The sequence below is a fragment of the Vibrio sp. 99K-1 genome, from assembly GCF_013114585.1.
GTDB classification, from domain to species: domain Bacteria; phylum Pseudomonadota; class Gammaproteobacteria; order Enterobacterales; family Vibrionaceae; genus Vibrio; species Vibrio chagasii_B.
The window spans coordinates 150,111-171,003 of sequence record NZ_VTXF01000003.1; the positions used below are offsets into that span (position 1 = coordinate 150,111).

17 protein-coding genes and 1 other RNA gene are annotated in these 20,893 nt (G+C 46.1%); 16 read left to right on the forward strand and 2 right to left on the reverse strand.

The annotated features are described in order from the left end of the window. Position 1 precedes the first annotated feature (1 nt). Together F0228_RS03705 and F0228_RS03710 are read right to left on the reverse strand one after the other, a co-directional pair. Positions 2–400 carry a YraN family protein gene (locus F0228_RS03705; RefSeq protein WP_061033384.1) on the reverse strand — a complete coding sequence of 133 codons (399 nt, stop codon included), beginning with the start codon at positions 398–400 and terminating at the stop codon, positions 2–4. Next, a complete protein-coding gene (locus F0228_RS03710) occupies positions 387–2,204 on the reverse strand; it encodes a penicillin-binding protein activator (RefSeq protein WP_171730859.1) in 1,818 nt (605 codons plus the stop codon). The genes F0228_RS03705 and F0228_RS03710 overlap by 14 nt, the downstream gene beginning before the upstream one ends. 61 nt (positions 2,205–2,265) lie before the next feature. On the opposite strand from F0228_RS03710, the gene rsmI reads away from it, so the two are divergent. The 16 genes from rsmI to lpxC all read left to right on the forward strand — a co-directional run bounded on the left by rsmI (position 2,266) and on the right by lpxC (position 20,686). Then, positions 2,266–3,132 (forward strand): 16S rRNA (cytidine(1402)-2'-O)-methyltransferase, encoded by an 867-nt coding sequence (rsmI, locus tag F0228_RS03715; RefSeq protein WP_105058998.1) that lies wholly within the window; start codon positions 2,266–2,268, stop codon positions 3,130–3,132. A 256-nt stretch (positions 3,133–3,388) separates the two neighbouring features. Further along, positions 3,389–3,828: RNase P RNA component class A (gene rnpB, locus F0228_RS03720), an RNA gene on the forward strand. Positions 3,829–4,056: 228 nt separating this feature from the next. Then, the gene (rsmH, locus tag F0228_RS03725; protein WP_171730858.1) at positions 4,057–5,007 is read left to right on the forward strand and encodes a 16S rRNA (cytosine(1402)-N(4))-methyltransferase RsmH; all 951 of its coding nucleotides are present in this window, start codon (positions 4,057–4,059) and stop codon (positions 5,005–5,007) included. Positions 5,008–5,010: 3 nt separating this feature from the next. Then, entirely contained in the window at positions 5,011–5,328 is a 318-nt protein-coding gene (ftsL, locus tag F0228_RS03730; protein WP_017062901.1) for a cell division protein FtsL, read from the forward strand. Further along, positions 5,325–7,082, forward strand: coding sequence for a peptidoglycan glycosyltransferase FtsI (locus tag F0228_RS03735; protein WP_008223684.1), 1,758 nt, complete (start codon positions 5,325–5,327; stop codon positions 7,080–7,082). Before ftsL ends, F0228_RS03735 begins: the two co-directional genes overlap by 4 nt. An 18-nt stretch (positions 7,083–7,100) precedes the next feature. After that, positions 7,101–8,585, forward strand: coding sequence for a UDP-N-acetylmuramoyl-L-alanyl-D-glutamate--2,6-diaminopimelate ligase (gene murE / locus F0228_RS03740; protein WP_116870008.1), 1,485 nt, complete (start codon positions 7,101–7,103; stop codon positions 8,583–8,585). Further along, positions 8,585–9,958 (forward strand): UDP-N-acetylmuramoyl-tripeptide--D-alanyl-D-alanine ligase, encoded by a 1,374-nt coding sequence (gene murF / locus F0228_RS03745; protein ID WP_171730856.1) that lies wholly within the window; start codon positions 8,585–8,587, stop codon positions 9,956–9,958. The genes murE and murF overlap by 1 nt, the downstream gene beginning before the upstream one ends. Further along, positions 9,955–11,037: a phospho-N-acetylmuramoyl-pentapeptide-transferase gene (gene mraY, locus F0228_RS03750; protein WP_008223690.1), complete on the forward strand. Its 1,083-nt coding sequence runs from the start codon at positions 9,955–9,957 to the stop codon at positions 11,035–11,037. The genes murF and mraY overlap by 4 nt, the downstream gene beginning before the upstream one ends. A 58-nt stretch (positions 11,038–11,095) precedes the next feature. Next, positions 11,096–12,412 (forward strand): UDP-N-acetylmuramoyl-L-alanine--D-glutamate ligase, encoded by a 1,317-nt coding sequence (gene murD, locus F0228_RS03755; RefSeq protein ID WP_171730855.1) that lies wholly within the window; start codon positions 11,096–11,098, stop codon positions 12,410–12,412. 22 nt (positions 12,413–12,434) lie between these two features. After that, entirely contained in the window at positions 12,435–13,631 is a 1,197-nt protein-coding gene (gene ftsW / locus F0228_RS03760; RefSeq protein ID WP_061033378.1) for a cell division protein FtsW, read from the forward strand. 12 nt (positions 13,632–13,643) lie between these two features. Further along, positions 13,644–14,705, forward strand: coding sequence for an undecaprenyldiphospho-muramoylpentapeptide beta-N-acetylglucosaminyltransferase (gene murG / locus F0228_RS03765; RefSeq protein WP_061033377.1), 1,062 nt, complete (start codon positions 13,644–13,646; stop codon positions 14,703–14,705). A 13-nt stretch (positions 14,706–14,718) separates the two neighbouring features. Next, the gene (gene murC / locus F0228_RS03770) at positions 14,719–16,179 is read left to right on the forward strand and encodes a UDP-N-acetylmuramate--L-alanine ligase (RefSeq protein ID WP_008223697.1); all 1,461 of its coding nucleotides are present in this window, start codon (positions 14,719–14,721) and stop codon (positions 16,177–16,179) included. 191 nt (positions 16,180–16,370) lie between these two features. Beyond that, the gene (locus tag F0228_RS03775) at positions 16,371–17,150 is read left to right on the forward strand and encodes a cell division protein FtsQ/DivIB (protein WP_032498757.1); all 780 of its coding nucleotides are present in this window, start codon (positions 16,371–16,373) and stop codon (positions 17,148–17,150) included. Beyond that, positions 17,143–18,411 (forward strand): cell division protein FtsA, encoded by a 1,269-nt coding sequence (gene ftsA / locus F0228_RS03780; protein ID WP_004740737.1) that lies wholly within the window; start codon positions 17,143–17,145, stop codon positions 18,409–18,411. Before F0228_RS03775 ends, ftsA begins: the two co-directional genes overlap by 8 nt. Before the next feature lie 31 nt (positions 18,412–18,442). Further along, the gene (ftsZ, locus tag F0228_RS03785; protein WP_061033376.1) at positions 18,443–19,672 is read left to right on the forward strand and encodes a cell division protein FtsZ; all 1,230 of its coding nucleotides are present in this window, start codon (positions 18,443–18,445) and stop codon (positions 19,670–19,672) included. 96 nt (positions 19,673–19,768) lie between these two features. Continuing rightward, positions 19,769–20,686, forward strand: coding sequence for a UDP-3-O-acyl-N-acetylglucosamine deacetylase (gene lpxC, locus F0228_RS03790; protein ID WP_004740735.1), 918 nt, complete (start codon positions 19,769–19,771; stop codon positions 20,684–20,686). Positions 20,687–20,893: the final 207 nt, after the last annotated feature.

Consider the following 20,893-nt stretch of genomic DNA (forward strand, 5'->3'; position numbering starts at 1 on the left):
TTTATCCTTGGGTAATCGCGTTTTGAATCCAGTTGATATGATCATCTGGCCCTTCAATGGCAATGATATCAAACCTGAAATCTGTGGAATGTACCGACAAGCCTTGCTGCATCAGCCACACTTGGGCTGTTTTGAGTAGCCTTTGTGACTTCTTCGCTGTCACCATCTCAGCGGCATGTCCGTAGCGAGTTTGCTTACGGTATTTTACCTCGGCAAACACAATCGTATTGTTATGGCGCATTATAAGATCAATCTCGCCACATTTTGCTATGAAGTTTTGTTGAATTAACGATAAACCGTGGCGAGTCAAATAGGCCTTTGCCACGGCCTCGTATTGATCACCCACTTGTTTATGGGTGACCGTTGCTTTGGACAAGAACGTTCGGCTAAAAAGCCCCATGCTCTGCCCAGCTGATTTCACGTTGTACAACACAGTTGTTGTCGATGGTTAATACGCCAGTTTCACCCGGAATACTGTAACCCTGTACGGCTTTCATCTGTGGTAGCGCATCCATTAGGTAGTATGCATCCATACCTAACGCTTGTAGGCGTTTCTGGCCGTTTGAATGTGCTGGCCATAGTTCGTTAAGCTCTTTGTTCAGCTCACCTTTTTTTTCAACTAGCAGTGGGATATCGCTGTAGAATACACCTGTTAGGTCTTCATACTGCTTGTCGCCGCTATTACTGCGTGAGTTAGAGAACAGAGCAGGCTGGCTAGCATCTGGGTTGATCGCAACTTCAATGAAAGGCTTGATCAGCGTTAGCTCGGAGTTCTTCGCCACGATGTAGACAGAATCGATATCACGACGACTGCGTGGTTCGGTTTCTAGGTCTATATCAAGTAGGTTATCCATTTGCGCGATGCGCTGTTGGCTCTCTTGTAGACCGAATACTTGATTCACGTTGCGTTGAAGTTGGCGTTTGTCCGAGAAGAAGCTGATTGCTACATCGTTATTGCTGTATTTCTTCCACTCTTCTTTAAACGCTTGCTCAACACGATCACCAAGGCGTCCCTTCGGAGCCAGAATCAGTGGGTATTTGTAGCCTTGAGCAAACAGGTGTTTCGCTGCTTGAGCAACCTCTTGCTCAGGAGATAGAGCGAGGTAACAAATATTGGTGTCAGGTTCTAGCTGAGTTGGAATATTCAGAGCTAAAGCTGGAATCGAGTTCTCGTGATTTTTCTGCGCTTGCTGAAGCTTAGTGATGTTGCTCTTAATCAGCGGGCCAACGATGAAATCAACATTGTTCTCTTCAAGTGTCGCTTTAATTTCAGCGGCACTTTGAACATTGGTGTCCATAACCGTCAGCGTTGCATCTTCTTCGCGCTCTTTGTCATTCATCATCGCAAAGATGAAACCATCACGTACCAGTTGTGCTTGCTTACCATATTTACCCGTTAGCGGTAGTAGCAATGCAGTGCTGGTTGGCTTGCTGATCTCTAAGGCTAAGATGTCCGTGATCGCTTGCGGTGTATAAGTAGCAGCAGGATGCTGAGGATTCTCGGCTAACCAATCAGACAGGGTTTCCTGTAGGTTTGGCAGGTTCGAGTTGAGTGTCTTCATGTAAATAGCGAGTTGTAACCAACCGGCTAAAACGTCTTCCGTCGGTGACGTTTTCAGTTCCAGAATCTCATATTGAGAGTAGCTATTTAGATTTTGCCAAATTCGATCTGCAGCTTGCTGCTGGATCTCGTCGTTATCTTTCGCGTACTCAGAATAAAGAACAAGTTCACGACTCGCCTCGAAATACTCGCTTCGCATCTCTGAAATATTCGCACGCAGCTCGTGGTAATCTTTCCACTGTTCGTTTGGCAGTTTCCACCAAGGCTGGAAGTTTAGTTGGCTGTACGCTTGATCCGGCTGTGAGTTATTCACCAACAGTTGAGCTCGAGCGAGTTGCCATTCTGCTTGCTGAACTTCAGTGAGCTCTTGTTTTGCTAAGCGTTTGATAAGCAGTGTCGCTTGGTCGGTTTTGCCAGCTTGCACAGAAGCTTTAAGCGCCATGATTAACCAGTCGTTTTGTAGGCTTCCTTTGCTACTGTCCGCCTGCATCATGTAACTTTCAGTGGATTGCACTGGATCTAGTGTAATATCTACGCTTGTTGGTGCTTGTGGACCTGAAGAACAAGCCGCCAATGTAATTGCTAATGCAATTGGAGTTAGTAAGCGTGGTACACTGAGTCTCTTATGGTTCATCGTTGCCATGAGTTCTTTAAATTCCGTATAAATTTGTATCTATATTAATCGTTGAAGTGATGGTAAACAAATGACAGATAACAAAACCTTGCTCACAGAGAGCCCAACTCTCTACATTGTGCCAACCCCAATCGGAAATTTGGGAGATATCACTCAAAGAGCAATTGAAATCTTATCAAGTGTCGATGTTATTGCAGCCGAAGACACACGCCACACGGGTAAGCTGCTTGCTCACTTCAATATATCAACCAGAACGTTCGCTTTACATGATCATAATGAACAAACTAAAGCTCAAGTTCTAGTCGAAAAGCTATTAGAAGGTCAGTCTATCGCATTAGTCTCTGATGCGGGTACACCTTTAATCAGTGATCCAGGTTACCATCTTGTATCACAATGTCGTCAAGCGGGTGTGAGAGTTGTGCCACTTCCTGGTGCTTGTGCTGTGATTACCGCGTTAAGTGCGTCAGGTTTACCATCGGATCGTTTCAGCTTTGAAGGCTTCTTACCGCCTAAGAGTAAAGGTCGTAAAGATAAGTTCCTAGAGATCGCGAAAGCTGAGCGCACGTGCATCTTCTACGAATCACCGCACCGCATTTCTGACTCTTTGCAAGATATGCTTGAGATTTTAGGCCCTGACCGTGAAGTTGTATTGGCGCGTGAGCTAACTAAGACTTTCGAAACCATTCAAGGCCTGCCTCTTGGTGAACTGATTGAATGGATTGAAGAGGACGCGAACCGCAAGCGCGGTGAGATGGTATTACTGATTCATGGTCACCGCGAAGAAGCGAGCACTGAACTACCAGATGAAGCGACTCGCACGCTGGGTATTCTGACCAAAGAACTGCCTCTTAAAAAAGCGGCGGCAATGACAGCAGAAATCTACAACCTGAAAAAGAACGCGCTGTACAAATGGGGCCTAGAGCACCTAGACAACTAATGCTTCTTTAGTTACATAATTCAGATACAGATAAACAAGAAACCCAACCATCTTTTTATCTGTATCTCTAATCTGCTCTTAGTTCTTTTCTCATCTCTCATCCCGCCACTCGCATCTTTCTTTTTATCCCTTCGAATCCCGCATCTCGCCACTCGCATCCGCTTTTAGGTCAATTCCCCATCAGTTAATCATTGGTTTGCACCATATTTGTGATCTCGCTAGACACTGCACACTAATCTCTATACAATCCGCCCTCGGAGTTGAACGGGTAATCGCTGCTTTGCTGATGTCCTTCGGGAGACTGACGTTGAGGTCCTTCGGGAAACTGACGTTGAAGTCCTTCGGGAGACTGGCAGAGGGGAGGAACGTCCGGGCTCCATAGAGCAGGGTGCCAGATAACGTCTGGGGGGCGCGAGCCCACGACAAGTGCAGCAGAGAGAAGACCGCCGATGGCCTCATTTCTTCGGAAGGGGCACAGGTAAGGCTGAAAGGGTGCGGTAAGAGCGCACCGTGCGACTGGTAACAGTTCGTAGCAAGGTAAACTCCACCCGGAGCAAGATCAAATAGGCCCTCACATTGCGTTGCTCGCGTATGGGGGCGGGTAGATTGCTTGAGCCTGTGAGCGATTGCAGGCCTAGACGAATGGTTACCGCCGCGCAAGCGGAACAGAACCCGGCGTATGTGTCAACTCCACCCATTTTAAGAACCCATCATTACTTAACGGTAGTGATGGGTTTTTTGCTTTATATTGACGTAAATTATTTAGATTTCCTTAAAATCCGTCATCTTGGTATGAGCTTGGGTCAAAAATTCCCAAAGCCTGTACACAATATGGTGGAGATACAGCGTGAAATCAGTACACTAAAACGTTAACAGAACAAATTATTGCCGAACTAATGGCTCAATCCACTCACTGAGAAGACTATGACAGAAGCATTCAAACATATTTCAGTATTGCTTAACGAATCTATTGACGGACTTGCGATCAAACCTGATGGTACCTACATCGATGGTACTTTTGGCCGTGGTGGTCACAGCCGTACAATCCTGTCTAAACTGGGCGAGAATGGACGACTATTTAGTATCGACCGCGATCCACAAGCGATTGCAGAAGCACAAAAAATTGATGACCCTCGCTTTACTATCATCCACGGTCCATTCTCAGGCATGGCTGAATACGCAGAGCGTTATGATTTAGTGGGTAAAGTAGACGGCGTTCTGCTGGATTTAGGAGTTTCTTCACCACAACTTGATGATGCTGAACGTGGCTTCAGTTTCATGAAAGATGGCCCACTAGATATGCGTATGGACCCAACTTCGGGCATTCCTGTATCTCAGTGGCTACTAGAAGCGGATCTTGATGACATCACTTGGGTGATTCGTGAGTTTGGTGAAGACAAGCATGCTCGTCGTATCGCAAAAGGCATCATGGCTTATCAAGAAAACGAAGAGAATGAGCCGTTAACTCGCACTGGCCAGTTGGCTAAGCTTATCTCTGATGTAGCACCAAAAAGCTTCAAAGAGAAAAAGCACCCAGCAACGCGTGCGTTCCAAGCATTCCGTATCTACATTAACAGTGAACTGGAAGAGATCGACACGGCACTAAAAGGCGCAGCAAGCATTCTTGCTCCAGAAGGTCGCCTGTCTGTTATTAGCTTCCACTCACTTGAAGACCGTATGGTGAAGCGCTTTATTCGTAAAGAGAGCCAAGGCCCGCAAGTACCTCACGGCCTTCCGTTAACGGAAGAGCAGATCAAAGCACTAGGCAGTGCTGATCTTAAGCCTGTCGGTAAAGCGATCAAACCATCGAAAGGCGAAGTGGATGAGAACACTCGTTCACGTAGCTCAGTATTACGAATCGCAGAAAAGCTATAGTCAATGAAGACCTCCAAGCCGAACTTAGCCAAGATAATATTTTTTGATTTGATCTCCGTGGGTAAAGTCCCATTGGTGCTGCTTATCTGTATCTTCGCGAGCGCGATGGGGGTCGTTCTCACGACACACATGTCACGTCAGGCAATCACGCAAAAAGACATGGCATTGAGTGAGCGTGAACAGCTTGATAATGAATGGCGAAATTTAATGCTTGAAGAGACGGCTCTGGCTGAACATAGTCGCGTTCAAGCATCGGCAAAACGAGAGCTAGACATGAAACGTCCAGACTCCGACAAAGAAGTTGTGATCACACTGAAATGACCGGAAAAAAGGAAAAAGCACCCGCGAAAGCCGTTAAGAAACCAACGAAAGAGCGAGTGAAGAGCGAAAAGGACTCGGATCCAATTCTGATTAAATGGCGTTTCAACGTCGTTATTGCTTTTGTGTTGGTTGCCTTTTCTGTACTAGTAGGTCGTGTGGCTTACATCCAAGTCATTGAACCAGATAACTTAATTCGTCAGGGCGACCTTCGTTCTGTACGTGTTAAGGCTATTCCTTCTGCCCGCGGGATTATTTCAGACCGCAATGGCGAACCACTTGCCGTCAGTGTGCCTGTTGAGGCGGTATGGGCTGACCCGAAAACCATCTTCGATAAAAATGGCATGGCCCAAATTGATCGTTGGTATGCGTTAGCTGATGTACTTGGCTTAGATCGACAATCAATGATCAACAAGATCTCCAGTGACAAATCTCGTCGTTTTATCTACCTACAAAGACAAGTTAGCCCAGCAATGGCGAAATACATCCGTGACTTAAAGCTGGTGGGTATTGGTCTTAAAGCAGAATCACGTCGTTATTACCCAGCCGGCGAAGTCAGTGCGCATCTGATAGGTGTGACCGGAATTGACGGACACGGGCTAGAGGGTGTTGAGCGCAGCTACGATAAGTGGCTAACGGGTGAAGCCGGTAAACGTACAATCCGTAAAGACCGTTACGGGCGAGTAGTGGAAAACATTGCACTAGAAGAGCGTGAAGAAGGCAAACCACTCGAATTAACCATCGATCAGCGCCTACAAGCCATCGCTTATCGAGCGATTAAACAGGCGGTAGCCGATCACAAGGCGACGTCTGGCTCTGCTATCTTATTAGACGTAAAAACGGGGGCGGTTTTGGCCATGGTCAACGCGCCGTCTTACAACCCAAACAATCGTGCTGACTTACAAAGCTTTAAGATGCGTAACCGCGTGATCACCGATGCTTTTGAGCCAGGTTCGACGGTTAAGCCTTTTGTCGTTCTAGCGGCTCTCGAAAATGGCACCGCAGATGCTGATACTGTGATTGATACGGGCAACGGCATCATGCAAATCGGTGGTAGTCGTGTACGTGATACTTCCAAAGTTGGTAAGGCAGACTTAGCGTTAATCCTTAAGAAGTCGAGTAACATCGGTGTGGCGAAATTAGCCCTGGATATGCCGCTTGAAGCGCTACTGGGTATGTACAGTTCAGTAGGCCTTGGTGAGATGTCTGGACTGAACCTAGTCGGTGAAACTGCCGGTATTTTCCCTAACCGTCGACGCTGGTCTAAGTTTGAAATTGCTACCTTATCATTTGGTTATGGCCTAGCGATTACTCCGCTTCAATTGGCTCATGCCTATGCGACGTTAGCGAATCACGGTGTTTACGAGCCTATTCATATCGTTAAAAGCAACGACCAAGATTTCTCAAAACAGATCATCAAGCGCGAAAATGCTGAGTTGGTTTTGAACATGTTAGAAGGCGTAACCCAAAAGGGCGGTACAGCGACAAGAGCTGCCGTGCCGGGTTACCGAGTAGCAGCAAAAACAGGTACATCTAGAAAAGCGATTTCCGGTGGTTATGGAGACGAGTACTTCGCCTATACCGCTGGTGTTGCTCCAGTGAGTGACCCAAGAGTCTCTTTGGTTGTGATGATCAATGAACCTCAAGGTGACCTTTACTATGGTGGCTCGGTCGCAGCCCCTGTTTTTTCTGAAATCATGAAGGGCGCACTGCAAATACTGAATGTCCCTGCTGATGAAAACAAGTTTCAAGAATAGATCTAATCAGGATTCAATATGAGTAATAGCCTCACGCTGTCATCTTTACTTTCTCCTTGGGGAGATTTTAGTGCTCCCGAGTTAGCGTCGATTGCGGTTGAGCAATTGGTGCTAGACAGTCGTGCCATCAAGGACGGTGATATCTTTGTTGCCATTGTAGGGCATGCTGTCGATGGTCGCCGCTTTATCGACAAAGCCGTTGCTCAGGGCGCAAAGGCGGTTATTGCACAAGCTAGCGATGACAAAACGCATGGTTTGGTTGAATGGTTAGATGCAGTGCCAGTGATTTATGTATCTGAGCTGAATGTAATCCTCTCAGAACTGGCGGGTCGTATTTACTCTTCTCAAGCGACTAAATTGATTGGCGTTACTGGCACCAATGGAAAAACCACTATCACTCAATTGATTGCTCAGTGGCTAGACCTAGTCGGCCAACGCTCTGCGGTAATGGGCACAACGGGTAATGGCTTTCTAGACAACCTTAAAACGGCGGCTAATACGACCGGTAGTGCGATTGAAATACAACGCACACTGAGTGAGTTAGCTGAAGAAAACGCCGTTTATACCGCGATGGAAATCTCGTCTCATGGTTTGGTTCAAGGTCGAGTTAAGGCGTTGAACTTTGAGGTTGGTGTATTTACCAACTTGAGCCGTGACCACTTGGATTACCACGGCACGATGGAAGAGTACGCTCTAGCTAAGAAGAGCTTGTTTACTCAGCATAATTGTAAGCACGCTGTGATTAATGTCGACGATGAAGTCGGTAAAGCTTGGATGGCAGATCTGTCTAATGCAGTAGCTGTTTCATTACTTCCGTTATCGGGCTACCAGCAGTCAGTATGGGCATCGGATGTTGCTTATGCAGAGACCGGTATCAAACTCGCTTTTGATGGTAGCTGGGGGCAGGGAGAACTGTCTGTTCCTTTAATTGGCCAGTTCAACGCATCAAATGTATTGGTTGCTTTCGCGACATTACTCTCACTAGGCATCGACAAGCAAACTTTGATCGACACAGCACCTCAACTGCAACCGGTTATTGGTCGCATGGAATTGTTCCAAGTACCAAACAAAGCCAAAGTAGTGGTCGATTATGCGCATACACCAGACGCATTAGAGAAAGCACTAGCAGCACTACGAGTTCACTGCTCTGGAAAGCTATGGGCAATCTTTGGCTGCGGTGGTGATCGAGATACCGGCAAGCGCCCTATGATGGCGGTGACCGCAGAGCAGTTCGCCGACAAAATTATTATTTCAGATGACAATCCTCGCAGCGAAGATCCGGCATTGATTGTTAAAGACATGCTGGCAGGCTTAAGTGAGCCTGATGCCGCCTTTGTTGAACACGATCGCTTTCAGGCGGTTAAGTTTGCTTTAGAGAAGGCGGGTAATAACGACATTATTCTTCTGGCAGGTAAAGGCCATGAGGATTACCAAGTATTGAAAGACAAAACGATCCACTATTCGGATCGAGAGTCTGCGCTACAACTTTTAGGTATTTCATAATGATTGATGTATCACTCGAGCAGATCTGCTCAGCGGTGAACGGTCAGCTGATAGAGGCTGGCAAATCGAGCAATAGTTTGATCAATGCGGTTTCTACCGACACTCGTACCGTAGAACAAGGTGCGCTGTTTGTTGCTCTCGTTGGTGAACGTTTTGATGCGCATGATTTTTGTGGTCAGGCTGTTGAGGCCAATGCGAGTGCGTTATTAGTTCAACGAAAACTTGACCTAAATATTACTCAAGTTGTTGTTGAAGACACTAAACTTGCTTTAGGTCAGCTAAGTGCTTGGATTCATGAGCAATGTAACGTTCCAACTATGGCGATTACAGGCAGCTGCGGCAAGACGACAGTAAAAGAGATGGTTGCGAGCATTTTGCAGCAACGTGGCAAGGTGCTGTTTACAGCAGGCAACTTCAATAATGATATTGGGGTACCGTTAACCCTGCTGCGTAGTGAGTCAAGCGACGACTACGCAGTGATCGAACTAGGCGCCAATCACATCGGTGAAATTGCTTATACCACTCAGCTTGTTAAACCACAGGTTGCTTTGGTGAACAATGTCGCGGCGGCACACTTAGAAGGTTTTGGCTCTATCGATGGTGTGAAGCAAGCGAAAGGCGAAATTTTTCAGGGGCTTGCTGCTGATGATACTGCTATTGTTAACCTAGAGAGCAATGGTGGTGACTTCTGGAAAGATGTCCTTGCAGACAAAAACGTACTGACCTTTTCTGAAAGTGATGACACGGCGGATTACTTTGCGACGAATATTCGCATCAACGAGCAGGGTGAAGCTTGCTTTGATATGCAGACCCCGCAAGGTGCCATCGATGTCGAACTTGGCATTATTGGTCAGCACAATGTAGCAAACGCATTAGCGGCAGCTGCACTGAGCATTCAATTCGGTGCCACGCTTGCAGAAATTAAAAGCGGTTTAGCGAATCTTATCTCAGTTAAAGGCCGAGTTGAGGTTCAACAATTAAGTCAGAATATCAAGCTGATAGATGACAGTTACAACGCCAGCGTACCGGCAATGAAGGCGGCAGCTAAATTGTTGTCGAGCTTCAAAGGTCAGCGTTGGTTGATTTTAGGCAATATGGCTGAATTAGGCGATGAAAGCCTTGCACTTCACCGTCAAGTCGGTGAATATGCTGCCCCATTCGCTTTTGAGCATGTACTCACTTACGGTGATGATACCAAGGTGATTAGTGAAGTGTGTAACGGTACTCACTTTGCAACGCATGAAGCGATGATCGCGCACATAGAGCAGCACTTGAGCTTGCCAGAAAACGCGCCACATACCTTGTTGGTAAAAGGCGCCAATAGTGCAGGAATGAGTAAAATAGCCGCTGCTTTAAAGGAGAACTTTTCATGATAATTTGGCTTGCAGAGCTACTACAGCCACACTTTTCTTTTTTCCGTTTGTTCGAATACTTATCGTTTCGTGCAATCGCGAGCATTTTGACGGCTTTATGTCTGTCGCTGTGGATGGGACCTCGTTTAATTGAGCGTCTGCAAATGCTGCAAATTGGCCAAGTTGTTCGTAACGACGGCCCAGAGTCTCACTTTAGTAAGCGTGGCACACCAACTATGGGTGGTGTGATGATCCTTGCTGCGATCATTATTACAGTCTTGCTTTGGGCTGACTTATCAAACCCTTACGTTTGGGCGGTGCTTGTCGTGCTAGGCGGTTACGGTGCAGTTGGTTTTGTTGATGATTATCGTAAAGTTGTTCGTAAGAACACTGATGGTCTGATTGCTCGTTGGAAGTACTTTTGGCAGTCGGCGATTGCTTTGGTAGTGGCATTTGCTCTGTATGCTCACGGGCAAGACACTGCAGCAACACAATTAGTGGTGCCTTTCTTTAAAGATGTGATGCCACAACTTGGTTTACTGTACATTGTTCTAACTTACTTTGTTATTGTGGGTACCAGTAACGCGGTAAACCTAACTGATGGCCTAGATGGCTTGGCGATTATGCCAACGGTTATGGTTGCAGCGGGTTTTGCTGTTATCGCTTGGGCGACAGGTAACGTTAACTTTGCAGCATACCTACACATTCCATACATCCCATACACCTCTGAACTGGTTGTGGTATGTACTGCTATCGTTGGTGCAGGCCTTGGCTTCCTATGGTTTAACACTTACCCAGCACAAGTATTCATGGGCGATGTTGGCTCTCTAGCACTGGGTGGTGCGTTAGGTGTGATTGCGGTACTCGTTCGTCAAGAGTTGGTACTAGTGATCATGGGTGGTGTGTTTGTAATGGAGACCTTGTCAGTAATCCTGCAAGTCGGCTCTTACAAATTACGTGGCCAACGTATTTTCCGTATGGCACCGATTCACCACCACTATGAGCTGAAAGGCTGGCCAGAACCGCGTGTTATCGTGCGCTTTTGGATCATCTCAATGGTATTGGTACTGATTGGCCTAGCGACACTGAAAGTTCGTTAATCCTATGCGAGCCTCTGTATTAGAGGCTCTTTAAAACTATTAAGAGCATCTTGTTTAAATGGAACGTTGGCAAAATATTCAAAATGTAGTGGTTGTGGGGCTCGGTATTACCGGGCTCTCTGTCGTTAAACATCTCGTAAAATATCAACCTCATACGCATGTGAAGGTCATTGATACGCGAGATCTACCGCCAGGAAAAGAATCTTTGCCTGAGTCGGTTGAGCTGCATTCTGGAAGCTGGAATAGCCAATGGTTAGCTGAGGCTGATCTAGTGGTTGCTAACCCAGGCATTGCTTTAGCGACACCTGAAATTCAAGATGTGCTTCAAGCGGGTACGCCTGTCGTTGGCGACATCGAGTTGTTTGGTTGGGCTGTAGATAAGCCTGTTGTGGCGATTACTGGTTCAAACGGTAAGAGTACCGTGACTGATTTGACTGGTGTGCTTGCTAAGGCTGCTGGGCTTAATGTTGGCGTTGGCGGCAATATTGGCATTCCAGCCCTAGACCTTCTAGAACTTGATGCGGATTTATATGTCCTTGAACTTTCAAGTTTTCAGCTAGAAACTACATCAAATTTAAAACTTGCCGCTGCGGCATTCTTAAATCTGTCTGAAGATCATATGGATCGCTATCAAGGCATGGCTGATTACCGTGAGGCCAAGTTAAGAATCTTTAATAACGCGCAGTGTGCGATTGTTAATCGTGAAGACAAAGAGACTTACCCTGACCAGACAATGCCATTGTTGACTTTTGGCTTAGATAACCAAGAGTTTGGTGTATCAACGATTGATAGTACTGAGTGGCTAGTCGATCACGGTACACCTGTCCTTGCTACCCAAGATTTAACATTGGTTGGACGTCACAATGTGGCGAATGCGTTAGTCTCACTTGCACTATTGAAGCAAGTTGGTATCGACTACAGCAAAAGTCTTGATGCTTTGAAGGCCTATAACGGTTTGACGCATCGTTGCCAAGTCGTGGCTGACAAGCGCGAAATCAAATGGGTTAATGACTCCAAAGCAACGAATGTAGCCAGCACATTGGCAGCCCTGTCTGGGTTGGAGTATCAAGGTACGTTATATCTTTTGGTTGGCGGCGTTGGTAAAGGTGCTGACTTTAGTGAGCTTGAACCAGTATTGACGCAACTTGAGCGTGTTCAGCTGTGTTGTTTCGGTGAAGATGCAGATCAATTCATGCCTCTACACCCATCGGCACAAAAGTTCGACACTATGCAGCAGATAATCGAATCTATCTCGCCACAGCTGGTGGCTGGAGATATGGTGATGCTGTCTCCGGCGTGCGCAAGCTTCGATCAATTTAATAATTTCATGGCAAGAGGTGACGCGTTCATTGAGCTTGCTCATGAGTATGCTTAACGTGTTGAAGGACTAACATTCAGTGCAAAGAGTCAAAGAGATTAATCAATCCATCTGGCAGTGGCTAAACCGTGCTACTCCCGAGGCGCTTTACGATCGTCAATTGGTATGGATTGCTCTTGGGCTAATGCTGACAGGTTTGGTGATGGTGACGTCTGCTTCGTTCCCCATCAGTGCTCGTTTAACCGATCAGCCGTTTCACTTTATGTTCCGTCACGCGATCTTTCTATTGCTCGCATTGGGTGTATCCAGTGTGATATTGCAAATCCCGATGAAGCGCTGGTTTCAATACAGCATGTACCTGCTGGGCTTATCCTTCTTCTTGTTGGTCGTAGTACTAGCCGTCGGTAAGTCAGTTAACGGTGCATCTCGCTGGATACCTCTTGGGCTATTCAACTTACAGCCTGCCGAGGTCGCTAAGCTTTCCTTGTTTATCTTCATGGCGGGCTACTTGGTTCGTAAACAAGACGAAGTGAGAAAAACCTTCTTTGGTGGTTTTGCAAAACCCATCATGGTGTTTGGTGCTTTTGCCGTCTTGCTACTTGGTCAACCCGACTTGGGTACCGTAGTTGTAATGTTGGTAACGCTGTTTGGCATGCTGTTCATTGCTGGTGCCAAGTTGTCACAGTTTATTGCCTTGATGGTCGCTGGTATTGCCGCTGTCGTTGGTTTGATTGTCATAGAACCTTACCGTGTTCGACGTGTGACTTCATTCTGGGAACCATGGAATGACCCGTTTGGTAGCGGCTACCAATTAACTCAATCATTGATGGCGTTCGGCCGTGGTGATTGGATGGGACAAGGGCTTGGTAACTCGATTCAAAAACTCGAATACCTACCAGAAGCGCATACTGATTTTGTATTTGCGGTCTTGGCTGAAGAGCTTGGCTTTGTCGGTGTTACCTTAGTATTAATGTTGATCTTCAGCTTGGTGTTAAAAGCCATTCTTATTGGCAAAAAAGCCTTTGAACATGATCAAGTGTTCAGTGGCTATCTGGCTTTTGGTATTGGTATTTGGTTTGCGTTTCAGACGCTTGTTAACGTAGGTGCAGCATCTGGCATTGTTCCGACCAAAGGTCTAACCCTCCCGCTAATCAGTTACGGTGGTTCAAGTTTAATTGTTATGTCTGTGGCGGTATCAATGCTGCTGCGCATTGACCACGAATGCCGAATGCAACAAAAAGAACAAGCTGATAGTCAAAACGAATTAGTAGAATAAGAATCTAAAGCGATGAAACAAAACAAAAAACTTTTAGTGATGGCTGGTGGTACTGGCGGTCACGTTTTCCCAGGGCTAGCGGTGGCTAAAAAGCTTCAGCAGCAAGGTTGGGAAATTCGCTGGTTAGGCACAGCAGACAGAATGGAAGCGGATTTAGTGCCAAAACATGGCATTGAGATCGACTTCATTAAAGTGAAAGGCCTGCGTGGTCAAGGCATTAGTAAGCTAATTAAAGCCCCATTCCAAATTATTAATGCCATACTTCAAGCAAAGCAGCATATCAAAGCGTGGCAGCCTGACGTGGTACTTGGTATGGGTGGCTATGTGAGTGGCCCGGGTGGTATTGCGGCATGGTTATCAGGCATTCCTGTGGTTTTGCATGAGCAAAATGCAGTGGCGGGTCTAACCAACCAGTGGCTATCTAAGATTGCGAAAAAGGTTTTCCAAGCCTTCCCTGGTGCATTTCCTACTGCTGAGGTAGTGGGTAACCCAGTTCGTGAGGATGTGGTTGCTTTACCGGAGCCAGAGCTACGCATGGCTGAGCGTGATGGCGATATCCGTATTTTGGTTATGGGTGGCAGCCAAGGGGCTAAAATCCTCAATGATACTTTGCCTGTAGCGATGGCACAGCTTGGAGAAGGCTTCACAGTGATGCACCAAGCGGGTAAGAACAATCAACAGCAAGTGATTGAACAATACAAATCACATTCTGTAGATAATGTTCAAGTAACTGAATTTATTGATGATGTGGCGCAAGCCTATGAGTGGGCGGATCTATTAGTGTGTCGCTCAGGTGCGTTAACCGTATCAGAGGTATCAGCAGCCGGTGTCGGTTCAATTTTTGTTCCGTTTATGCACAAAGACAGACAGCAAGCACTGAATGCCGACCATTTAGTTGAATGTGGTGCGGCGTTAATGATTGAACAGCCACAACTGACGGCTGAAAAGTTAGCGAACACCATCGCTGAACTTGATAGAAATGAATTAAAAATGATGGCAACAAAAGCGCGTCAAGCAGCCAAGCTTGATGCCGACGTTACTGTCGCTGAAGCGATTAAAGCTTTAGCAAAATAATGAGACTGAATTGATGACGATTGAACATACCCAAGACTTAGCGCAAATCCGTGCAATGGTGCCAGAGATGCGCCGTGTTAAATCTATCCACTTCATTGGTATTGGTGGTGCTGGAATGAGCGGGATTGCTGAAGTCTTGCTTAATGAAGGCTACCAGATCACTGGTTCTGATATCGCTCAAAATCCAGTGACAGAGCGTTTAGTTAGCAAGGGTGCGACCGTTTACATTGGCCACCAGGCGAGTAACGTTGCTGATGCAAGTGTAGTCGTGGTATCAACCGCTATCAACGAAGAGAACCCAGAGATTATTGCCGCTCGTGAAGCGCGTACGCCTATCGTTCGTCGTGCAGAAATGCTAGCTGAGCTGATGCGTTTTCGTCACGGTATTGCTGTGGCAGGTACGCACGGTAAGACAACAACAACGGCTTTGGTTACACAGATTTACTCTGAAGCAGGTTTAGATCCAACGTTTGTAAACGGTGGGTTAGTGAAAAGTGCAGGTACCAATGCCCGCCTTGGTTCGAGCCGTATCTTGATTGCTGAAGCTGATGAGAGTGATGCATCATTCTTACACTTGCAACCTATGGTGAGTATCGTAACCAATATCGAAGCGGACCATATGGATACCTATGGCGGTGACTTCGAAACATTAAAGCAGACGTTTATCGATTTCTTACACAACCTGCCATTTTATGGTCAGGCTGTGATGTGTGTGGATGATCCTGTTGTACGAGAGCTGATTCCTCAGGTTAGTCGCCAAGTGATCACTTACGGTTTCTCAGAAGATGCGGACATCCGTATTGAAAACTACGTACAAGAAGGCCAGCAAGGCAAGTTCACTGTTGTACGTGAAGGTAAAGCTAATCTGGATATCACGTTGAACATTCCAGGTCGTCACAATGCACTGAATGCCTCTGCGGCGATTGCAGTGGCAACGGAAGATGACATCAGCGATGAAGCGATCCTAAAAGCGATGGCAGGTACCGAAGGTACTGGGCGTCGTTTCGACCATCTTGGTGAGTACGAGACGGGTAATGGTGTCGCAATGCTGGTTGATGATTATGGTCATCACCCAACCGAAGTTGATGTAACGATTCAGGCTGCTCGAAGTGGTTGGGCTGATAAGCGTCTCGTGATGATTTTCCAACCACATCGTTACAGTCGAACACGTGATTTATATGATGATTTTGCGAACGTTCTTGAGCAGGTTGATGTCTTAATCTTATTAGATGTTTATTCTGCGGGTGAGAAACCTATTGCAGGTGCAGACGGGCGCTCATTAAGTCGAACTATTCGCGGGCGTGGTAAGATTGACCCAATCTTTGTTGCTGATATCAACACGCTGCCATCGGTTTTAGCTAACGTGATTCAAGGCGGCGACCTTGTATTGACGCAGGGTGCAGGCGATGTTGGCCGCGTTGCTAAGCAACTAGAATCGTTACAGTTAGACATTAATAAAATGCAGAACGTGTAGCAGAATACTGTCTACATACTGTGGTCAATCGCTCACTTCTTGCGATTGACCTAAAATTGACCAAAAATCTTATTATCAACGTTTGATAGTTTGATTTTGCTCAGTATAATTCATAGGTTAAAGTAAGTGCTTTTACCTCTATTACGAAGATAGGGAATAGAATTGCGAACCAACGACAGGGAAAGCGGGCTTTGGTAGAAAGTACTTTTAGCGAAAACCGCCACCTATTCAGTTTACCATCGTTAAAGAAACACGCCCTAGGCGGGTCCTTTTTTGTCATGGTATTGCTATTCATTGGGTTTCTTTTCTACACCACACTGACTTGGATGTGGGACGATCAACGATTGCCTCTCTCCAAAATAGTCATTCAAGGTGACTTAACTTATGTAACCGCTGGTGATGTTCAACATGCTTTTGGAAGACTCGAGCATATTGGTACATTCATGTCACAAGACATTGGTGTGTTGCAAGACAGTTTAGAAGCATTGCCTTGGGTGTCTGTTGTCTCTATTCGTAAGCAGTGGCCAGACACAATAAAAGTATTTTTGACTGAGTATCATGCTGCAGCAATCTGGAACGGCAACATGCTGTTGAATGATGATGGTCAGGTGTTTAATGGCGATATCGGTCTTCTGAAAGGCGATAGAGTTAAGCTTTACGGCCCAGATGGCACCAGCCAAGAAGTGATCGAAAAGTGGAGAAAGATAACCCCTTTGATTAACAGTCTAGGGTTAACGGTTACCTCACTTGTTCTCAACGAACGTCGCGCTTGGCAAATAATCCTAGATAACGGTATCCGTTTAGAGCTAGGTAAAGATTCTTTAGATGAGCGTGTTGAACGCTTCATTTCGCTTTACAACGAACTCGGTAGTAAGGCGAATCAAGTGAGCTACATCGACCTCAGGTATGATACGGGAGCCGCTGTAGGCTGGTTTCCAGAGCAAGAGTTAGAAGAGAGCACAGATGACTAAGACCGCAGATGACAACATAATCGTTGGTCTTGATATAGGCACTGCGACCATATCAGCTCTGGTTGGTGAAATACTGCCTGATGGTCAAATCAATATCATTGGCTCTGGGCAAAGCCCATCCAGAGGTATGGATAAAGGTGGTGTGAACGACCTAGAGTCGGTAGTTAAGTCAGTTCAGCGAGCAATTGATCAAGCAGAGTTGATGGCGGAATGCCAAATCAGCAATGTGTTTATCTCGCTATCAGGCAAACATATCGCAAGCCGAATTGAAAAAGGCATGGGCACTATCTCTGATGAAGAGGTGTCTCAAGACGATATGGATCGAGCGATCCATACTGCGAAATCAATTAAAATAGGTGAAGAGCAGAGAATTCTGCACGTGATCCCACAAGAATTTACCATTGATTATCAAGAAGGGATTAAGAACCCACTTGGTCTGTCTGGTGTTCGAATGGAAGTGAGCGTTCATCTAATTTCTTGCCATAGCGACATGGCGAGAAACATTATTAAAGCTGTTGAACGATGTGGTCTCACAGTAGAACAAATCGTGTTTTCAGGACTTGCCTCAAGTAATGCGGTAATTACTGAAGACGAGAGAGAGCTCGGAGTGTGTGTGGTTGATATCGGTGCGGGTACAATGGATATTTCCATTTGGACTGGCGGCGCGCTACGACACACAGAAGTCTTTTCCTATGCAGGAAATGCAGTAACCAGTGATATTGCCTTCGCTTTCGGTACGCCAGTGAGCGATGCTGAAGAGATAAAAGTAAACCATGGTTGCGCTCTGAGTGAACTCGTTAGCAAGGATGACTCTGTTAACGTCCCAAGTGTTGGTGGTCGCCCGTCAAGAAGTTTGCAACGACAAACTTTGTCGGAAGTGATTGAACCACGTTACACTGAACTTATGGGCCTCGTTAACCAAACTATCGATACGGTTCAATTACAGCTACGAGACGAAGGTATTAAACACCACCTTGCAGCTGGCGTCGTCCTCACTGGTGGAGCGGCACAAATTGACGGATTGGTAGAGTGTGCGGAACGTGTTTTCCGCAATCAAGTTCGAGTTGGTAAGCCATTAGAAGTTAGTGGCTTAACTGATTATGTTAAAGAGCCGTATCATTCTACGGCGGTTGGTTTACTTCATTACGCAAGAGATTGTCAGATCAGTGATGAAGGTGATTACAGCGAACCTAAGCGTTCAGCACCTTCGATGTCTGGTTTATTTGGTAAATTGCGTAATTGGATACAAAAAGAGTTTTAACCTGAGTTGCAGGAAAAAACGGAGATAACACATGTTTGAACCGATGATGGAAATGTCTGACGATGCAGTAATTAAAGTCGTTGGAGTTGGTGGCGGTGGCGGTAACGCTGTTGAGCACATGGTACGTGAATCAATCGAAGGCGTAGAATTCATCAGTGTTAATACTGATGCACAAGCACTTCGTAAAACAAGCGTGAGCAGCGTGATCCAAATTGGTGGTGATATCACTAAAGGTCTTGGTGCTGGTGCAAATCCACAAGTAGGCCGTGATGCAGCTCTCGAAGATCGAGAAAGAATTAAAGAAGTTCTAACTGGCGCCGATATGGTATTTATCGCAGCTGGTATGGGCGGTGGTACTGGTACAGGTGCTGCTCCAGTTATTGCTGAAGTTGCGAAAGAGCTGGGTGTGCTAACCGTTGCTGTTGTAACTAAGCCATTTAGCTTTGAAGGCAAAAAGCGTTTAGCGTTTGCTGAGCAAGGTATCGAAGAGCTTTCTAAACATGTGGATTCATTAATTACGATTCCAAATGAAAAGCTACTTAAAGTACTAGGCCGTGGCGTTACACTGCTAGAAGCTTTCGCAAGTGCAAATGATGTACTTAAAAACGCTGTACAAGGTATCGCTGAGCTAATTACTCGCCCTGGTATGATCAACGTCGACTTCGCGGATGTTCGCACCGTAATGTCGGAAATGGGTCATGCAATGATGGGTAGCGGTATCGCGAAAGGTGAAGACCGTGCTGAAGAAGCTGCTGAAACGGCAATTTCTAGCCCACTACTAGAAGACATCGACCTAGCTGGTGCACGTGGCGTTCTTGTGAACATCACTGCTGGCCTAGATATGCGTCTAGATGAATTCGAAACAGTAGGTAACACAGTTAAGGCATTCGCTTCTGATAATGCAACTGTTGTGATTGGTACTTCTCTAGACCCTGATATGACGGACGAAATCCGTGTAACTGTTGTTGCAACAGGTATCGGCACAGAGAGAAAACCAGACATTACACTAGTTGCTGGTGGAAAAGCTAAGGTTGCAGCAACTCCTCAACCACAAGTAGCGGCACAAGCTGCACCAAAAGTGGAAGAGAAAGTGGCACAACCATTGCAAGAAAAAACTGAGGTAAAACCTCAAGTTAAGCCGCAGCCAACAACGTCGCCTGTTTCTTCAGGTACAGGCGCTAGCCAAAGTGCAGCACCTAAGGCTGAGAAAGAGAGCGGATACTTAGATATTCCAGCATTCTTACGACGTCAGGCTGATTAACAATTACCCAAAATTTGACTATCGTCGAATTAATGGTAAAATTCGCGGTCGGTAAATACTGACCGTGATTTGTAGCACTGATAACGAGGCAAGCAGATGATCAGACAACGTACTCTGAAAGAAATTGTGAAAACAACTGGTGTGGGTCTCCACTCTGGTCGTAAAGTCACACTTACTCTTCGCCCGGCAGCTGCAAATACAGGTATTGTTTACCGTCGTACTGATGTAAATCCACCTGTAGATTTTCCAGCTGATCCAGCATCAGTTCGTGACACTATGTTATGTACTGCTCTTGTAAATGACGAAGGCGTACGTATTTCTACAGTGGAACACCTTAACGCGGCTTTAGCGGGCATGGGCATCGACAACATTATTGTTGAAGTAGATGCACCAGAGATCCCAATTATGGATGGCAGCGCAAGCCCATTCGTATACTTGCTACAGCAAGCGGGTGTTGAAACGCTGAATGCACCAAAACGTTTCATTCGCATCAAAAAGCCAGTTCGTTTCGAAGATGGCGATAAGTGGGCAGAGTTTGTTCCATTTAACGGCTTCCGTATGGACTTTGAAATCGAGTTCAACCACCCTGCAATTGAGTCTGACGAACAGCATCTATTGTTTGATTTCTCTTCTCAAGGCTTTGTGAAAGAGATCTCTCGAGCTCGTACTTTCGGCTTCATGCGTGATATCGAATACCTTCAATCACAAAACTTGTGTTTGGGTGGTAGCTTTGACTGTGCAATCGTACTAGACGAATACCGAATTCTTAATGAAGAAGGTCTACGTTTTGACAATGAGTTTGTAACTCATAAAGTGCTAGATGCGATTGGTGACCTTTATATGTGTGGACACGCTATTATCGGTGAATTCCGTGCATACAAATCAGGTCACGGCCTAAACAACCAACTACTACGTGCAGTGCTTGCTGACGCAGAAGCTTGGGAATGGGCAACATTCGAAGAAGAAGCTGGCTCGCCAGTGGCTTTTGCTGAACCAGGAATGGTTCTAGCGTAATTGTTGTTTTCAACAATGTAAGATTTCGAAAACCAGGCTATCGGCCTGGTTTTTTTGTATCTATTTTCCAGATACAGTGTCATCAACATCCGAAAGTCATCGACTAATGGTCGCCAGTCTGGCTAATCCATCAGCAATTAGAAAGAAAAGTTCCAAGCACATCAAACAAATGGGGTTATAAATGGTCGTTGGTGTGAAAATTACTTA